Origin of the sequence: Terasakiispira papahanaumokuakeensis, from assembly GCF_001709345.1 — a bacterium.
Lineage (GTDB): Bacteria > Pseudomonadota > Gammaproteobacteria > Pseudomonadales > Halomonadaceae > Terasakiispira > Terasakiispira papahanaumokuakeensis.
Genome location: NZ_MDTQ01000001.1, coordinates 2,783,108 through 2,797,721, shown reverse-complemented (window position 1 = coordinate 2,797,721; position 14,614 = coordinate 2,783,108). Strand labels below are relative to the sequence as shown.

General features: G+C 41.4%; 12 protein-coding genes. 1 reads left to right on the top strand and 11 read right to left on the bottom strand.

Features of this window, described 5'->3' with window-relative positions; translation table 11 throughout:
• Window positions 1–14: 14 nt before the first annotated feature.
• The 5 genes from BFW38_RS12185 to BFW38_RS12165 form a co-directional block, all read right to left on the bottom strand.
• Entirely contained in the window at window positions 15–893 is an 879-nt protein-coding gene (locus BFW38_RS12185) for a flagellin N-terminal helical domain-containing protein (protein ID WP_068999070.1), read from the bottom strand.
• A 162-nt stretch (window positions 894–1,055) separates the two neighbouring features.
• Window positions 1,056–1,481 (bottom strand): flagellar export chaperone FliS, encoded by a 426-nt coding sequence (gene fliS / locus BFW38_RS12180; RefSeq protein ID WP_068999068.1) that lies wholly within the window; start codon window positions 1,479–1,481, stop codon window positions 1,056–1,058.
• An 89-nt stretch (window positions 1,482–1,570) separates the two neighbouring features.
• A complete protein-coding gene (gene fliD / locus BFW38_RS12175) occupies window positions 1,571–3,010 on the bottom strand; it encodes a flagellar filament capping protein FliD (RefSeq protein WP_068999066.1) in 1,440 nt (479 codons plus the stop codon).
• Window positions 3,011–3,031: 21 nt separating this feature from the next.
• On the bottom strand, window positions 3,032–3,571 hold the full coding sequence (locus BFW38_RS12170) for a flagellar protein FlaG (RefSeq protein ID WP_068999064.1): 540 nt from the start codon (window positions 3,569–3,571) through the stop codon (window positions 3,032–3,034).
• Between the two features lie 71 nt (window positions 3,572–3,642).
• Entirely contained in the window at window positions 3,643–4,515 is an 873-nt protein-coding gene (locus tag BFW38_RS12165; RefSeq protein ID WP_068999063.1) for a flagellin N-terminal helical domain-containing protein, read from the bottom strand.
• Window positions 4,516–5,143: 628 nt separating this feature from the next.
• Between BFW38_RS12165 and BFW38_RS17765 the strand changes: the two genes are divergently transcribed.
• Complete coding sequence (locus tag BFW38_RS17765) at window positions 5,144–5,479, top strand: hypothetical protein (protein ID WP_139116619.1); 336 nt, start codon at window positions 5,144–5,146, stop codon at window positions 5,477–5,479.
• 612 nt (window positions 5,480–6,091) lie between these two features.
• On the opposite strand, the gene BFW38_RS12155 is transcribed toward BFW38_RS17765, so the two are convergent.
• From BFW38_RS12155 to neuB, 6 genes are all read right to left on the bottom strand, one after another.
• On the bottom strand, window positions 6,092–9,616 hold the full coding sequence (locus BFW38_RS12155; protein ID WP_068999061.1) for a glycosyltransferase family protein: 3,525 nt from the start codon (window positions 9,614–9,616) through the stop codon (window positions 6,092–6,094).
• A 4-nt stretch (window positions 9,617–9,620) separates the two neighbouring features.
• A complete protein-coding gene (locus BFW38_RS12150; RefSeq protein WP_068999059.1) occupies window positions 9,621–10,046 on the bottom strand; it encodes a hypothetical protein in 426 nt (141 codons plus the stop codon).
• A gap of 87 nt (window positions 10,047–10,133) precedes the next feature.
• A complete protein-coding gene (locus tag BFW38_RS12145) occupies window positions 10,134–10,826 on the bottom strand; it encodes an acylneuraminate cytidylyltransferase family protein (protein WP_068999057.1) in 693 nt (230 codons plus the stop codon).
• A complete protein-coding gene (locus BFW38_RS12140; protein WP_068999055.1) occupies window positions 10,823–11,875 on the bottom strand; it encodes a nucleotidyltransferase family protein in 1,053 nt (350 codons plus the stop codon). The genes BFW38_RS12145 and BFW38_RS12140 overlap by 4 nt, the downstream gene beginning before the upstream one ends.
• An 879-nt stretch (window positions 11,876–12,754) precedes the next feature.
• On the bottom strand, window positions 12,755–13,402 hold the full coding sequence (locus BFW38_RS12135) for an acetyltransferase (RefSeq protein WP_068999054.1): 648 nt from the start codon (window positions 13,400–13,402) through the stop codon (window positions 12,755–12,757).
• Window positions 13,392–14,462, bottom strand: coding sequence for an N-acetylneuraminate synthase (gene neuB / locus BFW38_RS12130; RefSeq protein ID WP_068999052.1), 1,071 nt, complete (start codon window positions 14,460–14,462; stop codon window positions 13,392–13,394). Before neuB ends, BFW38_RS12135 begins: the two co-directional genes overlap by 11 nt.
• Window positions 14,463–14,614 lie beyond the last annotated feature (152 nt).

Genomic DNA, 14,614 nt, shown 5'->3' with positions numbered 1-14,614 from the left:
CCTCTTTAATATACTTACTGTAGTAGTCCAAGAATGGTCTGACTTGAGGCATTGGCCTGACTTAGTACAGAAACACCTGCTTGCTGGAGTACTTGTTGCTTAGCCAGTTTTGACGTTTCTTCAGCAAAGTCTGCATCCTGAATACGACTGCGCGCAGCTTGTAAGTTTTCGCTATAAGTTTGGTTGCCTGAAATCACTGCCTCAAAGCGATTCATGGCAGCACCAAAGTTTGCGCGTAAACGAGAGATTCCATTAATATCGTTTCGGCTAAAGTCAATGGCACTTCGTGCCGCAGTTTGGGTCGATAAATCTATAATACCAGTGCCAACCAACCCACCAGAAATTATACGACCGATTGCTGTACCGAAGCCCGCTGCATCGAGTGCGGCAGAAAGACCACCAGACAAGCCTACATCAACTTGAGATGCAGAGTCATTCTTAAAGCCGACTTGTAATGTTGTTTTGGTTGCGGCAGTGTTTAGTAGTTTCTTTCCGTTAAACTCTGTTGTTTCTACTATACGCGCAATTTCTTGGGTTAGACCATCAACTTCTTTCTGAATACCTTCTCGTGCCGCAGTGTCGTAGGTGCCGTTAGCCGACTGAATGGCGAGTTCATTGATACGCTGCAGGTTGGATGTGATCTGGTCTAAAGCTCCTTCAGCGGTTTGTGACATAGAAATACCGTCACTCGCGTTGCGGGTTGCCATATTGAGGCCACGAATATCTTTAGTTTGACTCTCGGCGAGATACAAGCCCGCAGCATCGTCTTTAGCTGAGTTAATGCGCAGCCCAGTAGATAGACGATTAAATGTTGTGGCTTGATCCGCTTGGGTTTTTGAAAGATTTCGCTGGCCATTGATTGCCGCGATATTGGTATTGAGTACCAGTGCCATGTTATGAACTCCTTAGCTACTTCAGTCTTGTGCTACGGCATGGCTTTGCCAAAACCGGCAGGGTCTTGCCGTTGTTATCGCAGCACGCCTTATCGGGCTTAACCTTTTTGATCGGTCATTCGCCTTGCTTTTTAGAGTTGCAATCTCTGTGCCAGTTTTATCTTACTCTTGATCCCTTTCCATGAGGGCCTTTTCAGCTTCATTACGTATTTCGACCCAGCTATCGCGGAGGGGCTGAAATAATCGGACCACTTCGTTGATAGGCTCGGCTTTCTTCTGTGCAGCGGCTTTGGCAATTTGCTGACCAAAGTAGTCATAAAGATCATGTAGATTTTGTGCCACTTCACCGCCTTGCTCGAAATCCAATACATTACGAAGTTCGTTAATAATCGCTTGGGCTTTTTGTAATGACTGCGCCATTAATGGCTCATCTTGGCGCTCAATAGCGCCTCGTGCAGCTGCCAGTCGTCCTAAGGCCGAATCCATTAACATAAGGATTAGTTGATAGGGGCTTGCATCTCTCACTTGAGATTCAGCACTTCCTCTAACGTACTGTTGCACCCCTAGTAAGCGCTTTTGATAACTCATTACTTTCTCCAACTGTATATAACAAGGGCGCTATTGAGCGCCCTTGTTATTCTATACTTACCAATTAAACGATACACTATTGGGTTGAACTATCGTGTATAACCCGGCAGACTACTTATTTGACCACCGATGTAAGATGCGGTTGAATTCAAATTAGCGGTCAAGCTTTCTATTGAATTAAACTTTGTATAAAGACGCGCCTCTAAAGCATCGAGGCGTTCTTGTTCCTTGGTTATTCTTTCAGCGATTCGAGTGCTATTTTTAGTCAGACCTTCAGTTCGAATCTCAATCAAACCCTTTTGTATTCTTCCTTCAGAATCAACCGTTGTACTGGTCATTTGTTCAGCGATTTTAGCTAAACGAGACGCATATCCTGTATCAGGGTCACCTAAAACAAAAGCGACTTGGTCGAAGTCACTCTCAAGGGCTTTCTGTAGTTCTTCTGAATCTAACTTCAGCGTGCCCCGGTTTGGATCTAAAGTGTCTCCTGGTGCGCCTGGGTCCGTGGTAATCCCAAGAGAGCCCAAATAGTTTTCCCAATTGTTCGGATCACTACCAGCAGGTGCACTGATGACACTTCTCAAGGCTGTCTCAATACTCCGAATTGTTGTTTCTTTGCCTAAAGAGGTTTCCTTATTTTTTGCTTGATTAAGGAATTTAACCACTTCATTGTAACTATTTACAAAATCTTCAATGTTGCTTTTAATTTGCTCGTCGTCTCGGGCGACGCGTGCAGTGCCTTGCTTGTCAGATTGTAGCGAGGCACCGTCATTCAGCGTAATGGTGACACCTGAAATGACATTATCAAAAGTATTCGTGCTGCTGGTTGCTTCTATACCATCTACCTTGATTTTCGCATCAAGGCTGCTCGCATCTGATGATAAGGTGCTATCTTCACTCAGTCCTGCGCCAGAGACGCCGCTATAATCAACCGTGAGACGGTTTTCTTCGCCCGTCTCAGCTGATTTGAGAATGAGGCGTTGTTGACCGTTGCCTTCTTGTACGATGCTAGCCGTCACTTTCCCTTTAAGGTCTTCATTGGCGTTGATGGCTGCTCGAATCTGTTCAAGAGATTTTCCTCCAGACAGATCAATATCCGCTAAGGTATCTGAACCATCAGCATTTTTGATGGATAATGTACCCGTAAAGCTGTCATCTTTGGCTGCTGATTGGCTGACAGATTTATATTGACGAGCTTCGTCAATGACTTGGATATCATAAGTGCCTGATTGAGCGCCATCTTCTCGGTCTGCTGCAATCGAAAAGAGGTTTTCGTTGCTAGTCGATGATTTTAATAAGGCAAAATTGTCTGCACCGGTCAGTTTATCCATGGTCGTTTGTAACTGATCGAGCATGGTCGAAACTTTGCCATAGTCGCTAATTTGAGTGTCAGTAAAATTTTTCTCTTCTTTCAGCCTTTCGAGCTGCATAGACTCAGCTTGGACTGTTGCATCTACAATTGCTTCAACATCCAAGCCTGAGCCTAGCCCTGAAAACTTTATGCCTGCTGAGTTGCCTACCGTTGACATGATGCTAACCTCACTTTTCGTTTATTCGATCTCGGCTGAAAACGAACCGGTATCGCCTTCTAGCAGACGTTCCATGCGTTCTAAGATTTCATCTTTTGGGTATTGACGAATGATCTCATTCGTCTCTTTATTGATGACCCTTACAATGAGAGCTTCAGTTGTATCGTCTATTTCAAATTTGATTTTACGATTTAAAGCGTACATCACATTGTTGAGTTCAGATAGTTGTTGGGCCAGTTTGGGCGCCTGTTCCTCACTCACTTCGTCTTCTTGTGCTTCCAGGGCTTGCGGAGTGTCGCTTGCGAGAGCACTGGCCTTCTGGCCATCGCTTGGGTCATGCTTTATGTCATGATGCTGAGGTGCGTTACGAGTCTGCTGTTCAAGATGCCCCTGGGTGCGCATCGCCTCTGTATCTACCCGTTCAGTACTTTTGAGTTGATCGACATCTTTAGGCGAGTGAGGGGACGGGGTCTTTTCGTGAGAGGCACGTTGAGCAGTAGACCTCAAGTTCTCTTGAGCCATCGTGCCAGATAACGCGTTATTAAGAGAGGAACTGGTCATAATAGGCTCCTGTGAAACCAGTACCGGGCTCTGCCCGGTACTGGTTGTGTACACATTTGCTTAAGTGTCTATTACAGCAGACTCAGAACAACCTGTGAAGACGAGTTAGCTTGTCCAAGTGCTGCAACACCTGCTTGCTGTAGAACCTGCTGTTTAGCCAAGTTCGCAGTTTCTTCTGCAAAGTCAGCATCACGAATACGGCTACGTGCTGCATTCAAGTTAGAACTATAGGTTTCGTTACCTGAGATAACAGCATCAAACCGGTTCATTGCAGCACCGAAGTCTGCGCGAACTGATGAGATACCATCAATCGCAGTACGGCTCATAGAAATCGCACTTTGAGCCGCAGTCTGAGTACTGATATCGATAATAGCAGTACCATTCAAGCCACCGGCTACAATCGCCCCAATGGCGGTATTGTTTGCAGTATTTAGAGCCGCAGATAGGCCACCAGACATCCCGACGCTGACGCGAGATGCAGAGTTATTTTTGAAACCTACCTGCATATCGAGTGATTCAGCAGATGAATTCAACAGTGTTTTACCATTGAACTCAGTTGTCTCAACAATACGCGCAATTTCTTGAGTCAAGGCGTTAACTTCTTGCTGCATGCCTGAGCGAGCAGCAGTGTTGTAAGTTCCGTTCGCAGACTGGGTGGCCAGTTCGTTGATGCGCTGCATGTTGGAAGTGATTTGATCCAACGCGCCTTCAGCGGTTTGAGCGAGAGAAATGCCATCATTAGCGTTACGGGTTGCCATATTCAGGCCACGGATGTCTTTAGTCTGACTTTCAGACAAGTATAGACCAGCCGCATCATCTTTCGCTGAGTTGATACGCAGACCAGTAGACAAACGGTTGAAAGTAGTTTCTTGATCTTTTTGAGTAGCGCTTAGGGCGTTACGGCCGTTGATTGATGCAATGTTAGTGTTGATTACCATAGCCATGGTAGTGCTCCTTACAAGATTGGTTTTTGCTGACAAATACCTTATCGGCGAGTATCCAGGAACCTTTAATCTTTTTCTCTACGGACAGTGGTATGGCGATTATGTTGAGAGTTCCTTCCCTTGTTGCGTGAGGATGTAAGCAATCAAAGCTCGCTTTCGTGCTGTTACCAAGCGTTGTAGTCGCCGCTTCACGCATCGTCAAGAACATGGCACATGCGTTAAACGCTGAAAGCCTGTTGATGACGCTGGATGAAGGTGTACCTCACTTCATGCTCTTCGCCTTGTTCCTCACGCCATTGTTTGTGGTAGCCAATTCTTCATTGGTTTCGGCTCGTTGCCTCTTCTGAGGGCATTCTCTTCAGCTAACCACCGCTCTCGTTCCAAAGTGTCTTGTTGCCGTTGGGCTTGGGAGCGGCACTGATTAAAGCTGGCACGAATGTATGTCCAGTTCACGAGTTGTTGTAGCCGCGCTGATACGATCAGGAAATGCTAGCGCTCCTTGTCGGTAGCTATCTGAATAAGGGTGTAAAACATGTCTTCTCTTTATTGAAGTCGGTCATGGTGTTCTACTTTATGATGAGAGCCACCAGTCTGTCGTATGTGGAATCAAGCCCGAAAGATGGGGTTTGTGGACCGCTTACAATTCGAGCTGCGGCGCAAGGAAAAAGCCCGGGCTGAAAAGGTAGTTGTGGCGTCGCTTTGCAACCAGCCAGAATACCGAAGCTGTCCGCCGGCATTTATTGTCGCGGATCAGTTGGATCGGGGCCGTTACCTGGCCTCGGAATCGACCTTTTACCGGGTCCTGCGTGACTATGATCAGATTCACCTCAGGGGGCGCCAGAAAACGCCTGAGCGCAAACGTCAGGCGACGACGCATAAAGCCTCTGAGGTGAACCGGCTATGGGCCTGGGATACTCCTGGTTGCCTGGGCCAACGCGAGGAACCTGGTTCTACTTATACCTGATGCTGGACGTCTACAGCCGCAAGATTGTGGGCCATGAGGTCTAAGACAGTGAAGCGGGTAAGCTGGCGAGTGAGTTCATTGAGAAAGCCTACTGGCGTGAACACCTGGCTTCTCAGAAAAAGTCCCTGGTGCTGCACTCCGATAACGGCAGTCCCATGAAGGCGGCCACCTTCATGGATAAACTGCATGACTTGGGCGTAGTGGATCGCTTACACATTCTTGAGGTGCCCATTGTTACTGGCCTGGATTGTTTGGCGCTCGGCTGTGGGATCCTACTGTGATGCTAAACTCCATGTCATGAAGTCACTTGGTATGGATAGACATTGTGACAATGATGAAAAATGGGCGGCGCGATTTAAATCGCACCGCCCCCCACATTTCTGACAGTGTGCAACCAACGAGAGCATTGATGCTATTCTGCACTAGCTTCTAGTGAAGCGGATATGTTTGCCGATATTCAGTGAGAACGAATTGGGCTCCACGGTGCTTCAGTTCAACATTCGAGATCAATACGACTCTTAACTGATATTTGGATAAATAAATCCAGCAGGTGCTTCTGCAGTATTCATTAGCTTGTGTTGCTCTTAGTTATGCTATCCACCTATCGATAAATTAGGGTAATATATTTAAAATTTCATCCTCTAGCCAGCGGCATTTTGAATAATTGGTTTTTGTCTTGTCAAAAAATACAAAAAGACTGTCTGGGTTGTTCTTTTCTGATTCTAATAGTGCTTGGTTGTCTGTGATGATGCCGGTTAGGTACTTCATTGATTGGTGCCAATAGTTTAATTCTTTTTTGTTTCTGATGAAAGCCCATTGCTTTACTTCTGTATATGACGCAATGTCTTGGATTATACTTTCATCACTAGGCACTTCGCCGGCATATAAGCATAAACTTGGCATCGTTCGTGCGATTTCTATTGAAGATATTTTTTGTTTTTGATGGTTGTCATCGTACAGGTATGACATTGTTTGTACTTTCTCTGATTGCTCTACTAAGGCAATTACTTTTTCTATCTCCTCGAAGTCGCTTCTCTGATATTTGTTTATGTTATACATTATTTTTAATATTCGTGGTCGTTGTAAGTAAGTTGGATGCCACGAACTTGATAGAATGGTGTCAGGCTCTAATCCAGAGTTTTTTAATTCCAAATTTTTGTTGAAACAAGGGTCGTTGATGAGTGCTTTAAACCAATTTTGTTTGAAGTATTTTTTTTCATCTATTGAGGCTTGATTGATGTAATTCGAATTCTCAATCTGAACTACTGTGCTTAAAGGTGTCCAGATGAGTTTTTGGGCTAATACTCGAGACTCTAGTTGCAAGTGATTGATTGCCAACAGCCCTTTGTAGTTTAAGTTGAATCCATTTAGCTTATCGATGACTTCTCTCTTTATAGCAATACAGTTAGGGTTAAGTGAGTTTAAGCTTTGTTCGCACCATGCTCGAGGGAGTACATCAAGTTCTTGCTCAAGAAAAAAGTTTCGATATAAATCACCAAGGAGTCCATCCTTACCAAGAATTTGCCCGGCACTTATGATTTCAGCTTGAGATGAGACCAAACGTGGTGCCGCTGCAGCAACTTCCGGCCTTTGCAGCTGATCGAGTAATGGAGATAACCAGTTTTCTTGTACCCATCTAAGCTCACTACTAGCCAAAATTAAATATTCTGAATCACTTAATGATAAAGAATGCTGTAAGGCATCAACAGGTCCATTCCAATCACTTATGGTTATAGAATTAATTGGAAGTTTTTCTATTTTATTCGTGTCGACCCATTGTTTGACTTCATGCGAGGAAGCGCATGTCGCAATAATGATATTGTCAGGCCAGCCTGACTTACCTTGTTCTTGCAAAGTGGAAAGACTTTTCAATAGCTGTTCGTCTAACTCTTTGCTGGGGATGAGCATATCTACTGATGCTTTGGGGGTGTCAGAAAAATATCTGATATTGTATATTGAGCTGTAAAGTCCCGGTAAGACTTTGCTGTCTTGATAACCGATTCTCTTTAAATGTTCATTTCTTATATTAAACCCTAGTATTTCATTCTCTTTAAAGTTTTTGAAAGAATCAATGTGTTTTGATCTATACAATAGGATTTGGGGAATGTGTCCTATGCAGTTTTCATCTTTACTATCATGTAGTCTGAATATGAGGTCTTCAGCTGCTCTATAGGGTAAAGGTTGAAAGCCTCCTAACTCTTTGATTGCACTTCTTTTAAACGCAATGAACCTGCTGATGTAATCTGTGGCACGAAATAAGTCTATATTAAAGTCGGGCTTGAATAGTGGGGTCACTTGCAAACTATCATCAAAGTGAGATTCTTCATCCCCCAGTTGTTCATCGCTATTTCTTTCTCTAAGAATGGTTTCATCACCATAAATGGCGAGCCATTTTGGATTTAAATTTGCATAATCTGCCAGGTTGAAAAGAGCCTGAGGTTGTACGTTGTCTCCTGGCGTTATTTGAATGACCCAGTCTGATTCGACATTGTTTATGATTTCATTGATATTTTTTTCTGGTGTTTCTCTCTGAATCCACTCTATGTTTTCTTTTTTGTTTAACTCAATGATAGGGCAGGGGGATGGGCTGATAATGGATACCCCAAAATGAGGATAAAACTGCTGTTCGAGACTATCTAGCGTGTCGGCCAGTGCGCTAAAAAGATGTTGATAGGCAATGATAATCAAATGAAAGGTCGGTTTTGTTGCCCAGCTATTATAGCTTTCGCCCATTAATTGGCCGGTAAGGGGGTTAATTTGTGTTCTTGCTCGCCAAATTAAGAAGTTATCCCTTTTGTTGAAACGTGAGTCGGTCGCCTTGATATTTATTTTGGAGTAAAAATCCGTATCCGCCAGCAGCTTTTGAGACTCTTCATTTTTCCCTATTGTTTTTAAAAGTGTATGTGCAGAGTTTTGTGTCGCAAGACACTGTTTGGTCATTTCATTAAAATAATCATTGATGTATCCTTGGTGTTCAAGGTGTTCCCTGTACTTGGGTTTTTCTACGAGAGTTAAAAGCTCATCTTTCAGTGTTGACGCTTCGCACTGTATAACACCATCTTCAGCGGAGAAAATTAATCCTCCTAGAAAAACTTGCCGCGACACTAGCTCTATTGTGGCCTTTCCTAACGCCATACTTTCAACTGAAATACTGGATCCAGATGAGATGACAATATCAGAAATTAGAATGATTCGTTCTGGACGCTCAAAAATATAAGCAAAGTTATTAGAGAGTCCAAGTTTTTCAGCTTTTTTGAGTACATTTTGCTTAGAAAAGTAGGTTCCAGACGGTCTGTCTTTTATGATAAAGAAGACTTTTTTATTTGAGTTTTTATTTATGAAAGCCGCTGCTTCCATGAATGCGTCAATTGATTTTTGGTGTGTTTCGATATCAGAGGTTGCATTTTCTAATACAGCGTAGGTCGTGAAGAAACTGACAATTAAACTATCTTCTGGTATTTCTAGAGAATCAATAATGTCTTTTTTGTCGGTGTTTTTTATATCTCTATAAGTGTCCCAATTGATCATTCCCGTGATATGTCTTTCACCTTTACCTGTGTTCAGGTCATCCAGTGTTTCTTTGCACCGCTCCGATGCAAGTGTCAGATGGTCACTAAGGAAATGCCTAATGGAGCCTAAATTTCTGGCAATATAGGGGCTATGACAAAAGTGAATTGACGGTATGTTGTTTGTTTTCGCCCACTGAATCAATGTGGCTTCAGATTTCATGTATTCTTGATTTACAATAACTGCTTTTATATCATATTCATTGTTGAGTTTGTTGAGTCCTTTTATTATCTTGATTATGTACGATAGCCTTTCTTTTAAGACATTCTCTATAGTTGAAATGCAAGCAACTGAGCCTTGATTTTCTATAAGCCAAGGCTCAATGCTTTTACTATTTTTTTGGTATAAGTGGATAAGCTTTTTTGCCTCATTTTCAATGTCCTCGTAATCACTCTCATCTAAAGTTGATTCTATATTGATGACATTGACTTCGTGAAATGTGGCTAATGGCATGTGACTTGATGCGAATAAATCTGGAGATATAATCTCCATCTTATGATAAGCAAGCACACCATCGAGTACTGCTAGGTGACGATCTAGCAAAGTGGATATAATAGCTTCTTTCTTCATGATTTTACCTGAGCTTTTTTGAAAGTTTTTTGCTATGATTCGATAACTGTTGAAAGATGTAACTTCTCAATGGGCTTGTGATATCAACACCTTCATATGTGACGATGTCTTTAGGTAATTCTTGTGACCAGTTGTCAGCAATAAACCCTTTCAAAAAATCATGATGGCTGTCAGCGATCCACTCAAGCAATATTTGTTGCTGGCGAGTATTTATTGATGATAATAACCAGCTTTGGCGCTCAAGATCTGCTATTTGTGTTAACCTGAGAATGAATTGCGCCGGATAGAGATATTCAAAATGATTTTCTAAGAGGCCTTCGATAGATGGTTTTTCTGCATCTTTTTCATCGGAATGATAAAAAGGTGCAATGTTTTTTAACCAGCAATCTAAAAACTCTATAAAATGATCATCGACATCAGACCATGTCATAAGTCTTTTCCAAGCATTAAATCCGCAAAATGTTTTTCTCGATATTAGTTCAGCAAACTGATCTGACTTGTAATATGTTAAGTTCATTTAGTTCTGCCTTCTTTTTAACATGAAGTCGCAAAATTCAAAATCAAGTGATGTGTCGATATCAATTGAGCGTTCTTGTGGCATTATATAAGCAAAAGAGTTGGGCATAAAAAAACCTTTGTTTTTTATTAGGAGTGATGTTTTTGTTAAGTATATTGCCCCATTTAATCTATAGTACTTTTTTGACTGGTTTGGGATGTCATTCTCGAGAAAAGAGTCCATGCTCAAGTCTGATTTTAACGTGTTACTCCAAAAAGGAGGGTGATCACTGGGACATACGCTGATAATACTATCCGCTTCTTTTTCGTCCAGCAAACTTAAACTATTTTCTATATCTTCTTTAGATCTTAACGGTGATGTTGGTTGAAGCAGTAAGATATTCTCTGGATATATTCCAGTATTGGCTAGATGCTCTATTGTATGGAGCAAAGTATCAAATGTTGATGCTGTATCTGAGGCGAGATAGTCTGGGCGCTGTATGGTGATACAATTTTCCTGTGAGGCCATTGTGAGTATTTCAGAGCTGTCACTGGTAATGGCAGTCAAGTCTATTTCATTCACCTGCTTAGCTAAGTCAATTGTCCATTTGATGAGAGGCTTTCCATTGAGATTCTTTGTATTTTTTTTGGGAAGCCTCTTGCTTCCCGAGCGTGCAGGTATTATCGCTAAATTTTTATGTGTAAAAGCACTCATGAGAAAAACTCGATAATATCAGATTGGGCTTGCTTGAAATCATCCATTCTACCGATGTCAAGCCAATAGTCATTGAGTTTGAATAAGTTGATTTTTTTCTTGGATTTTATATTTTCTTTTATGAGTTCTGGCATGTCCATCTTCTTATTAGAGGGAGCGTTTTTTATAATGTTTGGAGATATTAAGTAAATGCCTGCATTGACATCGAATTTATATGTTGGTTTTTCTTTTATGGATATGATCTTTGTGTCTTCTGACTCAATGATACCATAAGGTATCTGATATTCATGTTGACGTACACACACAGTAATATCACTGTTATTTTCTATGTGTTCTTTGAGCAGTGAGTGGTAGTCAAGGTTTGTCAATATATCACCATTGATCATAAAAAGAGGTGAATTTATCTTGTCTTTTGGGAGCAATCCAAGAGCTCCCGCCGTACCTAAAGGTTGTTCCTCATGGATGTAGTTGATAGTAACCCCCCAATTGCTCCCATCTCCAAAATAATCCTGTATTTTTTCGGGCATGTAATGAGTGGAAATAAAGAAATTATAAAATCCAGCTTCAATAAAGCTCTCTAGTATTATTTCTAGTATTGGTTTTTTACCAATTTTTAATAAGGGTTTTGGGCAGTCCTTCGTTAAAGGGTGTAGACGCTTGCCAAATCCTCCCGCCATGATAAAAACGGGGTTTTCTTTTGAGGTTGTGTTGAGTAAGTTGCGCAGGTTTTTAATGCCAATGACTATCCCGTTTTGATCTACAATTGGCACTTGAGATATACTATGTTCTTCCATGAATTTGATTATTTTGTTTTTCCCCCATTCTGGTTTGGCAGAATGAGGGTTTTTATTCATTATTTCTGAAATAGGTATTTCTAAGTTGATTTCATTGATTAAAGATCTTCTTATGTCTCCATCCGTGACAGTGCCTAATAGTTCTTCTTTTTTATTGACTATGATTAATATTTGTTGTGCCGACTTATCCATTTTCTTGATGGCTTCTTTCAATGGAGTTGACGGTGATGTTAATGTATTTCGCCAGGCTTTCATAAGATTTCTCATAGCCGTTGAGTTTAGGGTTTGATGATTGAGGGTGTGATGAGGTTTATTAATGGTTCTATGTTGAATAATTTATAATAAGGGCAGTTTTTATATGGATGAGAGGAAGTCATATGTGTTTAAAAAAGTCATATGTGTTTAAAAGTAAGCTTTCACATCCATTCTCAATGCTTCTGATGTTGTCATTACTTGAAAAGCATTGATTGATTTTTCGTGACTTGCATTTATTAATATGGTTTTTCAATCAGTCTTCTCGATATTTCTATTGCATAGATGACTATTGATCGCTTCAACTAGCCAGCAACGTTGGGCTTAGGACGTCATGCATAAAGCTTTGTGGGAGGGTTGCCTCATCCTTGGCAATCACTAACGCACAATGTCCAGAGGGAGGTGCGATTCATGCAGCTACCCAACGTGATAGCCGGTTTTTATGTCGTCCTGAACCGAATTTTCTTAAGCTACTTAGCTTGCGCCGTTATTTTCCGTGTTATTGATGTTGCTACACATGGATCACGTATAGTGCTTCCTTGTCCAGGTCGATAGAACCACCCCTTGAGTCGTTTACCGTTTGCCTGGTTTAAACGGCCTTTTATCCGGGCTCACGAGAGACTGATTTTCAGACTAGTTCCTTGCATGCCACCGTATGGCTTCGCTCAAGGTGTGTGGAGTGTGGTTATTCCCATAAACGACAGACTCCCAAGCGTATTATGAATATAGGCGTCATATTGGCTATCATACTGTGACGGTGATCATAATGATGTCCTGATGATATTGATACACGATTAGGCAAGTACTGAGTTATTGAATGGACGATATAATTGTGATGATTTTGGAGAGTCGCTATATGATTTTATTTTTTGATAGTTGCAGTTATTGTTTTATTATGTGTGGTTTCGGGGCGATGATTTTTGAGTTGCTGGATATCGATTTGACCACCGTGGTTCCAGCAGCAACTATTGATTGTCTGCCTATTTCGATGCCTTGTATAAGAGTCGCGCCGCAGCCAATGTGTGATTGGTCCCCAACAGTGATTGAACCTGATAAAATCGCTCCAGGCGCGATGTGTACATTATTACCTATTTTGCAATCATGATCTATTTGAGCTCCTGTGTTTATAATTGTATTTTCTCCTATGTTGCAGTCAGCTTGAATAATGGCTCCAGCCATGATGTGACAGCCTTCTTCTATTACAACACCTGATCCTATTATTGCGCTTGAATGTATAACCGAAATAAACTCAAAGCCTGAAGATTTGAAGCGATTGAATATATTTTCTCTGATTGTGTGGCCAGGCAAAGATCCTACTCCATTGATCAGCTTTGTTTTTTCTGGTGATTGTCTCATCAGCCAATGATCATCGCCTAGCACTTCAATGTTCCGCCAAAAAGATTGTGTTTTTGATAGCTTTGGATCGACGATACCGTTGATGTTTATATTTTGATCTTTTAATGTATCAATGATGACTTTGGCATGGCCGCCTGCTCCGATCAGTATTAGTGTTTCCTCATTAAGATTCAATGATATCTCCTTTGTTATATTTTCGATTTGACCTTGTTTTAAATTTGTCCCATATCTGTACTGGGTACTCACCAGCACCGGCTCTGGCGGTGGTCAAATTTTGATCTGTGAAGATTTCTCCATTTGATATATTTGATTTTGCAATAATAGTTTGTCGTGTTTTTGACCTATTTTCCAACTCACTTGGTTGAGGGCGCTTTTGACCATCCCCTAAGGCTATTTCTATATTACGTATTGAGGCCACCAGCTGATTTAACTCTGTTGGATTGATGGATGCCTTATGATCTGGGCCAGGTAATTCACGGTCTAGTGTGAAGTGCTTCTCTATAATGACTGCACCTCGGGCTGCAGCGGCAATTGATATCAGTGAACCTTCTGTGTGATCTGAATAACCCACAGGCAGTGAAAAAGAATTTGAAAGCATGTCCATTGCCTTTAAATTGACTTCTTCCATTGCTGCAGGATATTCAGATGTACAATGTAAAAGCGATACTTTTTCTTTTATGATTGCTGTGGCTTCTTTAGAAGACCAGTGTCGCCATATATCTGATAATTTATTTGGAGCTTCTTGATATTTATATCCCCATGATAAAATGGCTAATGCTTGTTCTACTTCTCCTAGTGTTGACATTCCTGTCGATAAGATGGTTTTTTTTCCCGTCTTAGCAAATTCAAGTAACAGGGGGCCATTCGTTATTTCACCAGATGGAATTTTATAAAAAGGTAGGTCTAAACTTTCGAGAAAATTTAAGCTTTCGGTATCAAATGCTGTAGATAAAAATTCGATTCCTAACTCAGTGGCTCTTTGCTTTAGCTCATAATGCCAGTCGACGGGCAGCTCTAGTCTTTTTAACATGTCTAACTGTGATTCTGAGCGACTGGTTGTTTTGTTTTGATAATTAGCTTTAGAGATATTTTTAGTGGCTAAGCGCTCTGCATTAAATGTTTGAAATTTGATGGCATCTGCACCAGCCTTCGCTGCGACCTCTATCAGTTCTAATGCTTTGGATTTGCTTCCGTTATGGTTTACACCTGCTTCAGCAATTATAAAGATGGCCATTAATGTTTCCTTCGATTAAGAACTTTGGGTCTATGCTGCTTTTAGAGTTTGATGTGAGTGATTTTTTATTTGGTCTTCAATGTTGTAATTAATTTTATGTTTTGATTTTTTTGATGCTGGTATTGAGAAAACATTCCAGCGATTTCATTTTA